The organism is Jiangella rhizosphaerae (assembly GCF_003579925.1).
GTDB lineage: Bacteria > Actinomycetota > Actinomycetes > Jiangellales > Jiangellaceae > Jiangella > Jiangella rhizosphaerae.
Window position 1 is genome coordinate 25,717 of sequence record NZ_QUAL01000044.1, and the last position, 16,338, is coordinate 42,054.

A 16,338-nucleotide genomic window follows, 5' to 3' on the forward strand; every position below is an offset into this window, starting at 1 on the left:
ACAAAGGAGTCCGCGAGAACCATGTCCCGCACACGACGCACGCTGCGTTGGGCGGCGGCCGTTTCGGCCGTCGCGCTGACGGCCACCGGCTGCAACCTCGTCGGCAGCGGCGAGGACGACAGCGGCAACGACGGCGCCTCCGGCGAGAACGTCACCATCACCGTCGCACTGGTCCCCGACCCGCCCGGCGCGAGCGAGTTCTACCGCGCCCAGTTCGACCAGTTCGAGGAGGACAACCCCGGCATCACGGTCGACATCATCGAGAACCCCACGGACCAGCAGCTCAACGCCGTCGAGCTGATGTTCCAGCAGGGCGACCCGCCCGACGTCTTCCGGGCGCAGGCCGATGGCTTCGACCGGATGTACGAGCGCGGCTGGGTGCACTCGCTGGAGGAGTTCGTCACCGACGAGTTCATCGAGCGGTTCCCCGAGGGCACCATGAACCCGTCCACCTCCGGCCTGCACCGCGACGGCGAGCTGTACACGCTGCCGCTGGTCTCCGGGAAGTGGGACATCCGCGTGCTCGTGTACAACGAGGCCGTACTCCGCGAGAACGGCTACGACGGGCCGCCCGAGACATGGGGCGAGATGGAGGAGATGGCCCGCACCATCACCGCGAACGGCGGCGGGCAGGTCTTCGGCTACGCGCCGACGACCGGCAAGGCCGGTGCCGTCGAGATGCTCGCGCAGGTCGCGGCGCCGTTCTCGGTGGTCAGCGACGGCATCGACTTCCGCACCGGTCAGCCGGCCACCGCGTCGCCGGGCATGGTCGAGGCGGTCGAGCTGCACCGTCGTATGCAGGCCGACGGCGTCATGGTGCCGGGCTGGGAGAGCTGGGACGGCGCCCGGGCGTTCACCGAGTTCGCCGCCGGAACGATCGCCATGTACCCGACGGCGCCGTGGCACATCGCGGAGATCCGCAAGCTGAACCCGGAGATCGAGATGGGCATCGCGCCCCTGCCCGTGCCCGACAGCGGCCGCGTGGCGTACACCCCGACGAAGCAGTCGTTCCAGCCGATCTGGTCGATGTCGTCGGAGACCGAGCACCCGGAGGAGGCGTGGAAGGTCATGGACTTCCTGGCCTCCGAGGACTTCCACCGCGCGTACTACGAGCAGTTCGGCTCGTTCACCGCGCTGGAGGACGCCTGGGCCGACCAGGCGCGCGAGAACGAGGACCAGGCCGCCATCCTCTCCGCGGCCGAGGAGACCATGCGCGTCGTGCCCAACCCGATGCTGCTCAGCCCGGGCGGAGCGGAGATCCTGCGGGCCCGGGCCCAGCGGCCGGAGCTCAAGCACACCGACGCAGCGGTCGACGCGATCATCAACAACAAGCCGTTCCTGCCGATCGCCCAGGCCCTGGACCAGCAGATCCAGGCGTTCCTCGACGAGACGCTCGCCGAGCTGGACGGCACCGCGACGATCGAGGACATCACGTTCCCCGACTGGGATCCGCTCGAGAACTACACCCCGGAGCAGTAAGTCCATGGCTTCGACGTACGCAGCTGCCCGGCGGCCTCGCGCCGCCGGGCGCTGGCGCCGCCACGCGTGGAGCTACGCGTTCCTCGTGCCGGCCGCACTGCTGTTCGGCGGCTTCTCGATCTGGCCGATGATCGCCAGCTGGTGGTACTCGTTCTTCGACTGGGACGGCGTCGGCTCGCCGACTGACTGGGTCGGCCTGGACAACTTCCGCGAGGTCCTCGGCTCCGGCGACTTCTGGGACGCGTTCTGGCACTCGTTCCTGTTCTCGCTCGCCGCCCTGGTCATCGAGCTGCCGCTGGCGCTGGTGCTGGCGATCCTGCTGAACAACGCCCTGCTGCGCGGCCGCAACGTGTACCGGCTGGCGCTGTTCCTGCCGGTCGTCACGACCACCGCGGTGGTGGGCATCGTGTTCGCCATCCTGTTCGACCCCGTGCGCGGCGTGGTCAACACCGCGCTCTCGGACCTGGGACTGATCGACTCCTCGATCAACTTCCTCGGCTCGACGTCGACGGCGTTGCCGACGCTGATCGGCATCGACATCTGGAAGGGCTTCGGCATCACGCTGATCTACTGGCTCGCGGCCCTGCAGACCATCCCGAAGGACATCCACGAGGCGGCGCTGATCGACGGGGCCAGCTCGCGGCAGTCGCTGCGCTTCGTGGTGCTGCCGATGCTGATCCCGCTGGCCATCGTCATCCTGCTGCTGGTCTTCCAGCGCAGCCTCAACACGTTCGACCTGGTGCAGGCGACCACGCAGGGCGGCCCGAACTACGCCACCGACGTGGTGCCGACCTACATCTACCGGTTCGCGTTCGACCCGTTCCTGCAGGCACCGCGGTACGGGTTCGCCTGCGCCGCCGGTGTGGTGTTCGGCGTGATGACGCTGCTGATCACGTTGCTGCAGGCCCCGGTCCTCCGGCGCCAGTACAAGGCGGGAGCGACGACATGAGCACCACCGAACTCGTCCGCGAGACGCCGGCGCCGGTCGCGCCGGCCGGCCCGGACCGGCGCAACCGCTGGTACAAGCTCCGGCCCAAGCTGTGGCACCTGTTCCTCATCCCGTTCTGCCTGCTCTGGGTCTACCCGTTCATCTGGATGGTGTCGGCCGCGTTCAAGTCGCAGAGCGAGATGCTGCTCGGCGGCCTGTCGCTGATCCCGGACGAGTGGACGTTCGAGAACTTCGAGCGGGCCTGGACGACCGCCCGGTTCGGCGACTACACGATCAACACCGTCACGTTCTCGATCACCGTGGTGCTGATCGTGCTGCTCGCGTCGGCCGCGGCGGGTTACGCGCTGTCGCGGCCGGACCTGCCGGGCAGGAAGGTGATCGTCGGCATCCTGATCGCCACCATGTTCATCCCGCACGGGTACACCATCATCCCGGTGTTCCTGCTGGTCAGCGACCTCGGGTTGAACAACGGCCTGCTCGGCGCGGCGCTCGCGCAGGCCGGACCCGCCCTGGTGGTGCCGATCCTGCTGTTCATGGGCTTCTTCGCCGGCATCCCCCGCGACCTGGAGGACGCCGCGCGGGTGGACGGCGCCGGCTACCTGCGCACGTTCTTCCGGGTGATGCTGCCGCTCTCGAAGCCGGTCATCGGCACCGTGACGCTGCTGAACTTCATCACGGCGTGGAACTCGTTCTTCGTCCCGCTGGTGTTCACGCTCGGCAATCCCGACCTCCGCACGCTCGGCGTCGGCATGTACAACTTCTTCGGCCAGGAGGGCACCGACTGGACGGGGATGGCGGCCGCCGCGTGCATCAGCACCATCCCGATCGTCGTCGTCTTCCTCTTCCTGCAGCGCACGTTCGTCGAAGGAATCGCCGGCGCGGTCAAGAACTGACCTCTCACCCCGCACCCGACCCCATGTGACCCCCGCACGAAAGGTCTGGCACATGCACGAGGTACCCCTGGCGTCAGCCTGCCCGAATCCGGGCATGTCCCGTCGCACCGCGATCCGGCTGCTGCTCGGCGCGGCCGTCCTGCCACCCGTGGTCAACGCGTTCGGGCTCCCGGTGGCCGCGGCCACCACCCCGGCCGCGGACGGCCAGCCGCCGCTCCCGGACGCGCTGCGCCGGCTCCCGATGCCCAACCTGGTCACCGAGCCGGCGGCGACGATCACCGGCGACCGGCACCGGGTGAGCTTCCACCGCGCCGGCTGGGACGGCGGACACACCTACGTGCGCGAGGTGGAGGTCCGCACCCCCGACGGCGGCTGGCTGCGCGTCACCGACCCCGGCGCCCGCTTCGACGAGCAGTGGATCGTCCTGACCGGCGACGACGGCAACCCCACCGACTACTACACGTCGATGACGCCGAACTGGGTGGCGTTCGACTCGCTCGCCCAGATCGACGCGCACACCGTCGAGCTGCGCAGCACCCCGCCCGGCGGCTACGACCTCACCGTCCGCTGGTCGCTGGCCGGCGCCAACCCGGAACTGCAGTGGACGCTCACCGCGGGCGCCGCCGGCCACTACGTCGTCGGCTACCAGTCCGTCGACGCGGTAACCCCCGACGACGTCGACGAGGTGCTGTGCGGGTCGCGGCAGCACGCCCGGGTCATCGAGGGCGCGCAGGCGCTCGGCGCGTGGGAGCTGTTCGCGCCGATGTCGCTGACCCAGCGGCGCATCGGCGATCACGACGTCACCCTCGGCGTCTACACGCCCGGCGAGGTGCTGCTGTTCGAGCACGAGCGGGAGCTGGGGCCGGACGGCCAGCCGTTCGGCATGAGCCTGCGCAACGACGAGCGCAACGTGCAGCCGGTGGTCTTCGCGCCGCAGGCCGGCCGCCGCTCGCCGCTGGCCGCCGGCGAGAGTCGCGGCTACGCGTTCGGCCTGTACGCCGCGGCCGGCACCATGTACGACGCCTACAGCGACCTCGTCCGCCACGAGTACGACTACGCGCCCTACCGGCGCAATGTCTACGACACCTCGCTCACCGACACCATCCACAACCTCATCGACCTGATCATGGTCGAGCCCGAGGGTGACGACAGCGAGTCGTTCGTGCCGTCGTTCAGCGGCTGGTGGAACCGGGCCAAGGGGTTCGTCGACATCGAGAACGACCAGGCGGTGCGCACCCCGATCGCCGGCGTCCTGCTGTCCGCGTACTACCTGACCGGCCATGACGGGCTGTACGAGCGCCGGGCCCGCCCGCTGATCGAGTACCACCTGTCGCGGGCCGGCCACGGCAGCACGCCGGTGCCGGGCGCCTCCGTCTACGGCGACCCCAACCTGTACCGCATCGGCCGCATCCCCGGCGACGCCTCCACGCTGGTGCCGCTGTACGAGCAGACCCGCGGTCAGAACGCCGGCATCCATCGGCTGGCCCGCGACGTGGTCGAGCAGCGCCCCTCGCGCGACGCCCGGACTCCGGTGAGTACCCCGCTGCAGGCCTACGTGCTCACCGGCAACGAGGCGTACCTGGCCGAGGCCAAGGCCGAGGCGCGCCGGTACATCCGCGACCTCATCATGCGGCCGTACACCACCAACCAGGCGGAGAACGGCTTCGGCTACAACTACGTCAAGGGCTGGACCGAGCTGCTGGTGCTGTTCGAGCTCACCGGCGAGCAGGAGTTCCTCGACGGCGCGTACCGCGAGGCGCAGCGTTACGTCACGCTCATGCAGGTGCGGCCGGTGCCGGACACCACCGTGACGGTGCCGAACCAGCCGTTCATCGACGCCCAGATCGACCGCTGGAACACCCCGCTGCTGCCGGAGTACCCGGAGACGACGGTGAAGAGCGAAGAGGTCCCGGCCTGGATGCCGTCGACCAACGGCGTCACGTTCGAGCAGCTGTCCACGTTCAAGATCGCCGCGGGCCGGGTGAACCCCGGTGGCGGCTTCACCTGGATCCCGGCGTGGGCGGCGTTCTTCCTGCGGCTGGCCCGCCACACCGGCGACGACCTGTTCCGCGACGTGGCGCACAACCTGGTGGTCGGCCGGTTCACCAACTACCCCGGGTACTACAACCGGCAGTTCATCGTCGACCAGATGAAGCCGGACTTCCCGTACCAGGGCCCGCCCGGGTCGAGCACCATCTACTTCCACCACATCCCCGGCCAGCTGGGCCTGGCGCTGGACTACCTGGTCACCGAGCACATGACCCGGTCCGGCGGCGAGATCGACTTCCCGCGCCAGTTCGAGACGAACTACGTGTTCTTCAAGTACTCGACCTACGGCCACGCGCCCGGGACGTTCTACGGCGAGGACGGCGTCTGGCCCTACTTCCCGAAGGGCATCGTCGAAGTCGACAACCCGCAGGTGAACTGGCTGACGGCGGTCGGCAACGGCAGCCTGTACATCAGCCTCACCAACGAGAGCGACACCGAGGAGCGGGTGACCGTCGACGTCGCCACGCCGGTCACCGGGCTGGCGCGGCGCGACGCGAACCGGGTCGAGGTGCTGGGCGCCAGCGCGCGCGTCCGGGCGTCCCGTGCGCTGCGCGGCGGGCAGCTGACGGCGACGGTGCCGGCCAAGGGCCACGCCGCGCTCGTGGTCCGCGGCGTCGACATCGACGTGCCGTGGCACTGGACCTCCGACGCCGCCGACCGGTCGCCGGACAGCCACCACGACGCGTTCCTCGACCCCGCCGCCGAGACCGGCCTGGTCCGCGCGGTGCTGCTGGTCCGGCCGGACCGGTCCGGGTACGACGCGTACGTGCAGGTCGACGTCGAGTCGCCGCAGCCGCAGCTGTTCTACGCCGTCGGCGACGGCGCGGAGCAGCAGGCGCCGGCCAAGGTGTTCCCGTACGAGTGGACCGTCCCCGTCGACGGCCTCACCACGCCGTTCACGTACCGGGTCGTCGCCGGTGCGGCGGCGACGCAGCCCCACACGCTGCGGCTGCCGGCGTCGGTCACCGGCGTCGTCCCGGCCGGGCAGGCCGCGAACGGTGAGCTGTCGGCGTCGCCGGACACCACGCCGGGCGACACCGTCCGGGTCCGGGCACGGGTCCGCGCGGGCGCCGCGGAGCTCTCCGGCGCCGCCGTGGCGCTGACCGTGCCGGACGGCTGGACGGCGCAGCCGGTGGGCGAGGTGCCCGCGACGGTGCCGGCCGGCGGGACGGCGGACTGGACGTTCGACGTCACCGCGCCGTCCGACGCGACCGGCGGCGTCGAGCTGGCCGGGACGGCGAGCTGGACCGGCGGGAGCGTCGCGCTCGCCCCGGCGGCTGTCGAGGTGCTGGCGCCGCTGAAGCTGCCGGCGCTGACCGCGACGCCGGCCGAGCTGGCCGCGGCGGGCGACGCGTTCCAGCTGACCGCCGCCGTGCTGAACGTCGGGCCGCTGCCCCGCTCGGGGACGCTGCGGGTCAGCCTGCCGGCGGGGTGGACGGCCGACGCCACCGAGATCGCGTTCGACGTGCCGGGGCGCGAGGAGCGCGAGTACACCGTCACCGTGACCTCCGCCGCCGACGCCGCCCCCGGCAGCGCGCACCGCGTCGCCGTCGCGGCCGACGGGGCCGGCGAGCGGGCCGTCACCGTCCGGCTGGCCGGCACGGACATCATCGTCGACGACGCGCACCCCTGGCCGCGCTACGTCGAGACCGGCTGGTGGCTGCCCAGCGGCCTCACCGGCTGGAACCGCACGCCCTCGCGCTACAGCGAGGAGAACCGGCTCGGCGGCACCGCCACCTGGCGGCCGGAGCTGCCCGCCGACGGCAGCTACGACGTCGCCGTCTGGTACCCGAGCAACGCCGACACGACACGCGCGGCGGTCTACATCGTCCACCACGCCGACGGCGACAGCGAGTTCGTCGTCGACCAGCAGCAGGACGCCAACAGCTGGCGGCCGCTGGGCCGGTTCCGGTTCACCGCCGGCACCGAGGGCTACGTGCGGGCCGAGGTGCGCAACCCCGGCTTCCTCCGGGCCGACGCGGTGCGGTTCCAGCCGGTCGACGCGGCCGCGCTGCTGCCGGTGCTGTCGGAGGTGGCCGCCGCGGACGTCGCCGGGCCGGGCGGGACGACGACGCTGACGGCGACCCTGACGGCTCGCGACGGCACGCCCGTGAGCGGCACCGCGACCGTGGCGGCACCGGCCGGCTGGACCGTCGCGCCGGCCTCCGTGGACGTCGACCTCGCCGGCGGCGCCTCGATGCCGCTGGAGTTCCAGCTGACGGCGCCGGCCGACGCCGTGGCGGGCATGCTGCACGAGGTCATGCTGTCGGCCGCCGGTGCGGAGACGGCGCTGGCCGTGGCCGTCGGGACGCCGGACCCCTCCGCCGTCGTCGTCGTGGACGACGAGGACCCGGGCTACGCGGAGTCCGGCGCGTGGAGCGCCAGCAGCCTGCTCGGTCACGACGGCAGCCGGTCCCGGTTCACCGGCGGCGCCACCGGCGCCGTCGCGACCTGGACTCCCGCGCTCGCCGCGGCGGGGCGCTACCGGGTCAGCGTCTGGTACCCGACGAACGCGACGACCACGACGGCCGCCAGCTACACCGTCGTGACCGCCGGCGATGCGCTCACCGTCGTCGTCGACCAGACTGTCGGCGCGGGCGCCTGGCGGCAGCTCGGCATCGTCGACCTGGACCCCGCGACCGCGGCGGTCCGGCTGGCCTCCGTCGCGGCCGGCCACCATCGTGCCGACGCGGCCCGGTTCGAGCCCGTCGTGCCCGCGCAGTGAGATCGGAGAACAGGTGAAGAGCATGGTGATCGCGGCGGTCGAGGCGTTCCCGCTCCGGCTGGCGCTGGACGGCACGCCCGACCGCGGCGGCCCCGACTACCAGGCGCCGCACCAGCGGCCGACCATCTACTCGCCCAGCCGCGAGACGGTGTTCGTCCGCATCGAGACGACCGACGGGCTGGTCGGCTGGGGCGAGGCGCTGGTGCCGGTCGGGCCGCGGGTCGTCGCCGCGATCGTCGAGGACCTGCTCACGCCGGCGCTGCTCGGCGCCGACGCGGCGGACGTGCGGCCGCTGCGGTTCCGCCTCGGCGAGCTGATGCGCGAGCGCGGCCACCTCGGCGGCCACCAGGCCGACGCGCTGGCCGCGGTCGACATCGCGCTGTGGGATCTGCTCGGGCGGGCCACCGGGTTGTCGGTGGCGGCGCTGCTGGGCGGGGCGTTCCAGCGGCGCATCCCCAGCTACCTCACGTCCGTCGGCACCGCCACCACCGCCGACGAGTTCCGGCGGCACTGGGACGACGGCGTCCGGCGGTTCAAGCTGCACCTCGGCCCGGACGTGGACGAGGCGCTGGTGGTGTTCGACCGGGCCGCCGCGGTGCTGCCCGACGCCCGGTTCGCCGTCGACGTGCACTGCCGGCTGGACGGCGCGTCAGGCCTGCGGCTGGCCCGCGAGCTGGCGGCCCGCGGCGCGTGGTTCCTCGAGTCGGCGCTGCCGGCCGAGCACGCCCGCGGGTACGCCGCCCTGGCGGCCGCCGCTGACCTGCCGATCGCCGCCGGCGAGGCGCACCGGCACCGCTACGAGGTGGCCGACTGGCTGGCCGTCGACGCGCTGGACATCTACCAGCCCGACATCGGCCGCACCGGCATCACCGAGGGCAACGCCATCGCGACGCTGGCCAACACCGCGTACCGGCCGATCATGCCGCACCACTCGGCGGCGCTCGGGCTGGCGCTGGCGGCCGGGCTGCACGTCGCGGCGGCGGCGGACAACGCGCCGTTCTTCGAGTACTCGCCGGGGACGGTCGACCTGGCCAACGCCCTGCTGGCCGAGCCGATCGTCGCCGAGGCCGGCGCGTACCTGCTGCCCGACGGCCCCGGCCTCGGCGTGGTGGTCGACGAGGACAAGGTCCGTGCCGCCGTCGTCGACCGCTGACCGGTTCGACGGCGCCCGTCAGGGCGCGGTCAGCACCTCGGCGCCGTCCGGCGTGATGGCGATGGTGTGCTCGCTGTGGGCGGTGCGCGACCCGTCGGCGGAGCGGATCGTCCAGCCGTCCGGGTCGTAGACGATGCGGCTGGTGCCGGCGGCGAACCACGGTTCGACGGCGAAGGTGAGGCCGGGACGCAGCGGATAGCCGCGTCCCGGCCGGCCGATGTTGGGCACGGCCGGCTCGTCCTCGTGCATGGTCCGGCCGACGCCGTGGCCGCCGAACTCGCCGTTCGGCGTGTACCCGTAGGCGCGGGCGACCTCGGCGATGGCCGCCGAGACGTCGCCGATGCGTCCGCCGGGCCGGGCCGCCGCGATGCCGGCCGCCAGCGCCTCCTCGGTGGCCCGGATCAGCCGGACGTCCTCGGCGCGGGGCGTGCCGGCGATGACGCTGATCGCGCTGTCGCCCACCCAGCCGTCCAGCGAGACGGCGATGTCCAGACTGAGCAGGTCGCCGTCGCGAAGGGTGACGTCATGGGGCAGTCCGTGCAGGACGGCGTCGTTGAGCGACAGGCAGATGACGTTGCGGAACGGCCCGCGGCCGAACGACGGCGCGTAGTCCCAGTAGCACGACACTCCGCCGCCGTCGGCGATGAGCTCGCGCGCCCGGTGCTCGATGTCGAGCAGGTTCACGCCGGGCCGGACCATCGGCCGCAGCTCGGCCAGAATGCCCGCCACGAGTCGTCCGGCCGCGCGCATCTTGGCGATCTCGGCCTCGGTCTTCAGTTCGATCACACCGCACCTCCGGTATTACTATACCGGCACCGCCCACCCCCCTCGCCCCCGCCCCACCCCACCCTGAAGTTGGGTGGGGCAGGACCGGGGCGGGGTGGCGTGGTTGCTCAGCCGCCGGGGAGGAAGCGGGCGCGCATCTCGGGCCGGGCGAACGCGGCCGGGCTGGCGATGGTGAGCCCGCCGTCGACCGGCAGAGCCTGGCCGGTGACGAAGGAGGCGCCGTCGCCGGCCAGGAAGTGCACCACCTCGGCGACCTCGGCCGGACGCCCCGTGCGGCACAGGGCGTAACCCTCCGCGAGGCCCGGCCGGTCGTCGGCGTCGGTGGTGATGAGTCCGGGGACGACGGCGTTGACGCGGACGCCGCGCGGGCCGTAGTCCAGCGCGAGCTGGCGCACCAGGCCCTCGAGGCCGGCCTTCGCGGCGGCGTACGCGGGCAGCCACGGGGCGGCGACCCGTCCGTTCACCGACGACACCGCGACGATCGACGAGCCCGGGGCGAGGTGCGGGAGGCCCTGCTTGCAGACCTGGAAGGCGGTCGTCAGGACGGCGCCGAGGGCGGCGTGCCACTGCTCGTCGGTGGTCTCGACGAGCGGCGCGGTCGGCTGGACGGCCGCCGCCGGCACGATGACGTCGAGCCGGCCGGCCCGCTCGAGTACGGTGCCGACGACCCGGCGGGCGCCGGCCGCGGTGGCGCAGTCGGCCTCGAGGTGCACGGCCAGGGACGGGTGGTCGAGCGGGTGGACGCTGACGCCGACGACGGTGTCGCCGCCGGCGGCGAACCGGTCGGCGATGGCACGACCGATCTCAGACGACGCACCGATCAGCAGCACACCGCGTCCGGACACCCCGACCTCCTCAAAATTGCACAACTAGTGCATCATCAGCATGACACTATCACCATATGGATATCGAGCTGAGGTCGCATCGATGAAGATCACCGAGGTCGAACCGCTGGTCGTCGCCACCGGCACCGGGACGTACCTGCTGGTCGTCGTGCACACCGACGAGGGCCTGCACGGCCTCGGCGAGGTCGGGATGCGGTCGCGGCCGCGCGCCGTGCTGGGCGCGCTGGCCGACTTCGCCGAACTCGCCGTCGGCACCGAGGCACACCGCATCGAGGAACTCTCGCAGCTGTTCCTGCGCGGCGGCTTCTTCCCCGCCGTCGGCGACGTCGCCGCGGCCGCGGCGGGCATCGACCTCGCGTTGTGGGACCTGCGCGGCAAGGCGCTCGGCGTCCCCGTCCACGAGCTGCTCGGCGGCGCCGTCCGCGAGCACGTCCCCGCCTACGTGCACCTGCAGGGCCGCGGCCTGGCACAGTACGTCGACCGGGCGCAGCGGCTGGTCGAGCAGGGCTGGCAGCACCTGCGCCTCGGGCTGCAGCCGCCGGCCGAGCCGGTACTCGAGCCGCGGGCGACGCTGCGCGACAACATCGCCGTCTTCCACGGTCTGCGCGAGGCCGTCGGCGACGACGTCGAGCTGCTCATCGACGTGCACACCCGGCTGGACCCGGCCGAGGCGGCCGTCTTCTGCCGCGAGATCGAGCCGGCTCGGCCGTTCTTCGTCGAGGACCCGCTGCGGGCGGAGAACCTCGACGCGTACCGGACGCTGCGGGCCCGCACCGGCGTGCCGCTGGCGGCCGGCGAGCAGCTGACGACGGTGTGGGAGTTCCGGCCGCTGCTCGAGGGCGACCTCGTCGACCACGCCCGCATCGACCTCGCCAACACCGGGCTCACCCAGGGCCGCAAGATCGCCGCGATGGCCGAGGCACACCACATCCAGGTCGCCACGCACAACCCGCTCGGCCCGGTCTGCACGGCGGCGTCGGCGCACCTCAACCTCAACCTGCCGAACGTCAGCGTGCAGGAGCAGGGCCACCCGCACGGGTGGGCCGGCGACCCGCTGGTGCTGGCCGGCCCGGTGGTCGAGGCGGGCACCGTCCGCCCCGGCGACGGGCCCGGCCTGGGGGTCGAGATCGACCTGCCGGCGGCCCGCCGCGCGGCCACGGGCGAGCTCGGGCCGCCGCCCCGCTACCGTCGTCCCGACGGCTCGCTGACGAACTGGTGAGGTACGCATGTCCGCTGTTCTCGTGACCGGAGCGGCCGGCAAGGTCGCACACATGCTCCGGCCCGGCCTGACCGGCCTCGACGTCCGCGCCGTCGACACCCGCGAGGTGACCGGCTGGGACGGCGCCGACACCCGCACGGGCGACCTCGCCGACCCCGCATTCACGGCGGCCGCGGTGCACGGCATGGACGCCGTCGTGCACCTCGCCGCCAACCCGTCGCCCGGGGCGTCCTGGGATCAGCTGCGCCGCCCGAACGCCGACGCCGTCGTGACGTTGCTGGACGCGGCCTGGGCGGCAGGCGTGTCGACGGTGGTGCTGGCCAGCTCGGTGCACGCGATGGGCGGCTACGTCGCCGAGGGCCTGCCCGCCGGCACGCTGGTCGACCCGGCGTGGCCGGTCCGGCCCTGTTGCACCTACGGCGCCGCCAAGGTGTTCGCCGAGGCCTACGGCCGCACCGTCGCCGACGGCGGCGGGCCGGCAGTGCTGTGCCTGCGCCTGGGCGGCGTGGTGCCGCGGCCCGCCGACACCGGCAACCTGCTCGGCTGGCTCTCCCCCGGCGACCTGCGGCTGCTGGTGCGGGCCGCGCTGGCGGCGGACGTCCGGTACGGCTGCTACTTCGGGGTGTCGGCCAACACCCGTGGCGTCTTCTCCTACGCCAACGCGACGGACGAGCTGGGCTACCGGCCGGAGTCGGACTCCGAGGCCTACGCGGGCGACGTCGTCCCCGGCGACGGCGGCCTGTGCCGGTGGCGCGACGAGCGCGTCGCCGTCCCCTGACCCCGTCCACCCGTTGATCTTTGCTGTGGGGTGGGGTGGGGCGAGGCGCGACGGGGTGCGCCTGGGGCCGGCCGGGTGGGCGCGCGCAGGCTCAGGAGGCGGCGGTGTCGAGCAGGCCGTCGCGGTGGGCGATGGCGGCCGCCTCGCCCCGGCCCGAGGCGCCCAGCTTGGCGAGAATGTTCGACACGTGCACGCTGGCGGTCTTGGCGCTGATGAACAACTCTTCGCCGATCTCGCGGTTGCTGCGCCCGGCCGCGACCAGCCGGAGCACCTCGTGCTCGCGCACCGTCAGGCCGGACGGCGCGGGCGGTGCGGGGACGCCGGAGACGAGTGGCAGCTGGGCCCGCCGCGAGAAGGCGCCGATCCAGCCGCGGAACAGCCCGGCGCCCAGGGCGTCGGCCGCGGCGGCGGCCTGGCGCAGCGCGTCGAGCGCTCCGTCGCGGTCGCCGGCGGCGACGAGAGCCTGGCCGAGCCGATAGCCGGCGTACGGGACCAGGTGGACCGGCCCCTCGGCCGCCCGCAACGCCGCCAGCGCGCGCTCCCACGTCTCGGCGTCGGTGCCGCCGCGTCCGGCCAGCTCGGCGTCGATCAGCACGGTCCACACGCCGACGGGCCAGCCGCGGGCCGCCTGCTCGGTGAGCGCGCGCAGCCAGGCAGCGTCGGACGCGAAGCCGTCGTCGCCGCCGGCGGCGCGGATGCGCGCGCCCAGCGCCTGCGCCCCGGCGAAGGCCAGCGGCAGGTCGTAGCCGGGCACCGCGGCGTCGGGGTGCGCCCCGATCTCGCCGGTGACGGTGGCCCAGGCGCGCTCGGCGTCGTCCAGCGCGAGGGCGACGTCGGCCTCGAGGCGCGCCACCAGCCGGCTGTCCTGCGGCAGCACGACGCGGCGGGTCATGCCGGCTCGCAGCCGCTCGACCGCCGCGGCCGCCGCGTCGACGTCGCCCCGCCACAGGCCGAGCCAGGCCTGCAGGCCGATCATGTGCCGCTCGTGGTTGGGCGGCGGCACGAGCTCGAGGCCGCGTTCGATCATCCGCTCGGCCCGCTCCCAGTCGCCCAGCGCCAGCATCGGCTCGGCGGCGTTGCCGGCCAGCACCACGCCGGAGGTGCGCTTGCGGCCGCGCTTGCGGGCGTGCTCGTAGCCCTCGGTGGCGACGTCGACGGCGTCGCGGTAGCGGCCGAGCAGGGTGTAGGCGTCGGAGAGGTTGACGAAGTAGCGGTGCAGGTGGTCGGGATCGGCGGTGGCGGTGGGGCCGGCGAGGCGCAGCTCGGCCAGCGCCTTGTCGGCGTCGCCCATGTGCACCCACGCCGTGCCCCGGGTGATCTGCGCGGACGCGACGATGCGCTCGAGCCCGGCGGCCGACGCGACCTGCTCGGCCTCGTCGGCGATGACCAGGCATTCGTCGAACCGCCAGTCGAGCATGAGCATGGTGGCCAGCCAGTCCAGGGCCTCGGCCCGCTGCACCGACGGCTCGGCCGGGATGAGCTCGCGCGCCTCCATGAGCGCCTCGATGGCGCCGTGGCGGCCGAGCCGGTTCTTCACGTTGCCCTGCAGCGCCAGCAGCCAGCCGGCCCGGGCGGGGTCGGCCGCGCGGTCGACCAGCCGCAGTGCCTCTTTGACCAGCGACAAGGTGCGCTCGAAGTCGCCGGCGGCGTAGGCCTCGGTGGCCGCGCGGATGAGGACGTCGAGGCGGTCGCTGCCGGCCACCTGCTCGGGCTCGGCGACCTGGTCCCACAGCTCCAGCGCCCGCTCGAGCAGCTGCTGAGCGGTGGCGTGGGCGTAGCTGCGGACCAGTTCGTCGGCGGCTGTCAGCGACCAGGCGAACGCGCGCTCGACGTCGTGGGCGGAGTACCAGTGGTGCGCCACCTCGGCCGCCGTGGGCGTGTTGGGCATCAGCTCGGGGTGCGCCTCGAGCGCCTGCGCGTAGCGGGCATGCATGCGGGCGTGCTCGCCCGGCAGCATGTCGTCGTGCAGCGCCTCGCGCAGCAGCGCGTGCCGGAACGCGTAGCCGTCGCCGTCGACGACGATGACGCCGGCCGAGACGGCCTCGCGCAACGCGGTCTCCAGCGGACCGGACTGCTCGTCGGCGACGATCTCGAGCACGGAATGGTCGACGCGGTTGCCGGCCGCCGACATGAGCCGCAGCAGCCGCTGGGTCTCCTCGGACAGCGGCTCGACCCGGACCAGCAGCAGGTCGCGCAGCGAGCCCGGCAGCTCGGCGCAGCCGCCGTCGGCGTGCGCGAGCTCCTCGACGAAGAACGGGATGCCCTCGCTGCGCTTGATGACGCGGTCGACGTGGGCGCGCTCGGGCGGCCGGCCGAGCAGCTCGCGCAGCTGCTGCACGACCTCGTCGGCGTCGAGCCGGGGCAGCTCGATGCGGCGCACCTGGCGCAGGCGGTCGAGCTCGGCCAGCAGCGGACGCAGCGGGTGGCCGCGGTGCAGCTCGTCGGAGCGGTAGGTGGCGAGCAGCATCAACTGGGCGTCGCGCACGCCGCGCACCAGGAAGCGCAGCAGGTCGCGCGTCGGGCTGTCGGCCCACTGCAGGTCCTCGAGCACCACGACCAGCGGGCGGTCGGCCGCCACCCGCTCGAACAGCGACGTGACCACCTCGTACAGCCGGCCGCGGCCCTCGGGCCCCTCGGCCGGCGCGACCCCCAGCTCGGGCACCAGCCCGGCCAGTGTCTCGCCGCCGGGGCCGGCCAGCTCGAGCAGCCGCTGCGCCCCGAACTCGGCGTGCAACCCGCGCAGCGCGCCGACCAGCGGCGCGAAGGCCGGCCCCTCGCCGTCGAGCGGGACGGACTGCCCGGCGACGGTGCGCGTGCCGGCCGCGGCCACCTCGGCCACGAACTCCTCGGCCAGGCGGGTCTTGCCGATGCCGGCCTCGCCCCCGACGAGGACGGTGACCGGCTCACCCGCGCACGCGACGGCATGCGCCGCCCGGAGGTCGGCGAGCTGCGCTTCCCTTCCGACGAGGCCAGTGGTGCGGGTGACGTGAACGACCACGTCATTCATCCTGCCACCCGCCACCGACAGCCCCATCCGAATGTCCTTCCAGCTGACCCGTCCCCCCGCTCAGGCCGTCCGGGCCCGGCTGCGCGCCGTGGCGGCGGCCTTGCGGCCGGCCGTGCGCTTGGCCGCGGCCAGCGCCTGCCGGACGAGCCCGTCCCTGCGTGCGTCGGCCTGGAATTCGCGCGACCTCTGGTCGTGGACGATCCGTGCCGCGTAGTCCCCGTGGATGCTCATGATGCTCGGCTCCTCGCCATACTCGTGCGTTCTGTCATCGAGCATGGTTCTGAGGCGCCGTGTGACGCATCGGGAGACTGCCGCATTGTGGCCGCCCGGTGTCGTCTAAGGCGGTCTGAGGCACCACCTAAGGTGGGCTGAGCGGCCTAGGGCGCGTCTCCTTATTGGCGTAGCCAGATGGTGACGGCGGCGAGCACGATGCCTCCGCGGTAGGTGAGGGCGAG

General features: G+C 73.4%; 11 protein-coding genes. 7 read left to right on the forward strand and 4 right to left on the reverse strand.

Going from position 1 to position 16,338, the window contains the following annotated elements; translation table 11 throughout:
* The first annotated feature begins 21 nt into the window (after positions 1–21).
* From DY240_RS05375 to DY240_RS05395, 5 genes are all read left to right on the forward strand, one after another.
* Positions 22–1,479, forward strand: a complete 1,458-nt coding sequence (locus DY240_RS05375) for an ABC transporter substrate-binding protein (protein ID WP_119658929.1) — start codon at positions 22–24, stop codon at positions 1,477–1,479.
* Positions 1,480–1,483: 4 nt separating this feature from the next.
* Positions 1,484–2,428: a carbohydrate ABC transporter permease gene (locus DY240_RS05380; RefSeq protein WP_119658930.1), complete on the forward strand. Its 945-nt coding sequence runs from the start codon at positions 1,484–1,486 to the stop codon at positions 2,426–2,428.
* Positions 2,425–3,321: a carbohydrate ABC transporter permease gene (locus tag DY240_RS05385; protein ID WP_119658931.1), complete on the forward strand. Its 897-nt coding sequence runs from the start codon at positions 2,425–2,427 to the stop codon at positions 3,319–3,321. The genes DY240_RS05380 and DY240_RS05385 overlap by 4 nt, the downstream gene beginning before the upstream one ends.
* A 94-nt stretch (positions 3,322–3,415) precedes the next feature.
* The gene (locus DY240_RS05390) at positions 3,416–8,095 is read left to right on the forward strand and encodes a golvesin C-terminal-like domain-containing protein (protein WP_119658932.1); all 4,680 of its coding nucleotides are present in this window, start codon (positions 3,416–3,418) and stop codon (positions 8,093–8,095) included.
* Between the two features lie 22 nt (positions 8,096–8,117).
* Positions 8,118–9,248 (forward strand): mandelate racemase/muconate lactonizing enzyme family protein, encoded by a 1,131-nt coding sequence (locus tag DY240_RS05395; protein WP_233552618.1) that lies wholly within the window; start codon positions 8,118–8,120, stop codon positions 9,246–9,248.
* A gap of 18 nt (positions 9,249–9,266) precedes the next feature.
* Here the strand turns inward: DY240_RS05395 and map are convergent, their stop codons facing one another.
* Positions 9,267–10,034: a type I methionyl aminopeptidase gene (map, locus tag DY240_RS05400; RefSeq protein WP_119658934.1), complete on the reverse strand. Its 768-nt coding sequence runs from the start codon at positions 10,032–10,034 to the stop codon at positions 9,267–9,269.
* 107 nt (positions 10,035–10,141) lie between these two features.
* Positions 10,142–10,879: an SDR family NAD(P)-dependent oxidoreductase gene (locus DY240_RS05405; protein ID WP_119658935.1), complete on the reverse strand. Its 738-nt coding sequence runs from the start codon at positions 10,877–10,879 to the stop codon at positions 10,142–10,144.
* Between the two features lie 82 nt (positions 10,880–10,961).
* On the opposite strand from DY240_RS05405, the gene DY240_RS05410 reads away from it, so the two are divergent.
* Together DY240_RS05410 and DY240_RS05415 are read left to right on the forward strand one after the other, a co-directional pair.
* Positions 10,962–12,098: a mandelate racemase/muconate lactonizing enzyme family protein gene (locus DY240_RS05410; protein WP_158602743.1), complete on the forward strand. Its 1,137-nt coding sequence runs from the start codon at positions 10,962–10,964 to the stop codon at positions 12,096–12,098.
* A gap of 7 nt (positions 12,099–12,105) precedes the next feature.
* Entirely contained in the window at positions 12,106–12,876 is a 771-nt protein-coding gene (locus DY240_RS05415; protein ID WP_119658937.1) for an NAD-dependent epimerase/dehydratase family protein, read from the forward strand.
* 91 nt (positions 12,877–12,967) lie between these two features.
* On the opposite strand, the gene DY240_RS34005 is transcribed toward DY240_RS05415, so the two are convergent.
* Together DY240_RS34005 and DY240_RS31680 are read right to left on the reverse strand one after the other, a co-directional pair.
* Positions 12,968–15,874, reverse strand: coding sequence for a helix-turn-helix transcriptional regulator (locus DY240_RS34005; RefSeq protein WP_158602744.1), 2,907 nt, complete (start codon positions 15,872–15,874; stop codon positions 12,968–12,970).
* A 69-nt stretch (positions 15,875–15,943) separates the two neighbouring features.
* Positions 15,944–16,114 carry a hypothetical protein gene (locus DY240_RS31680; RefSeq protein ID WP_158602745.1) on the reverse strand — a complete coding sequence of 57 codons (171 nt, stop codon included), beginning with the start codon at positions 16,112–16,114 and terminating at the stop codon, positions 15,944–15,946.
* Positions 16,115–16,338 lie beyond the last annotated feature (224 nt).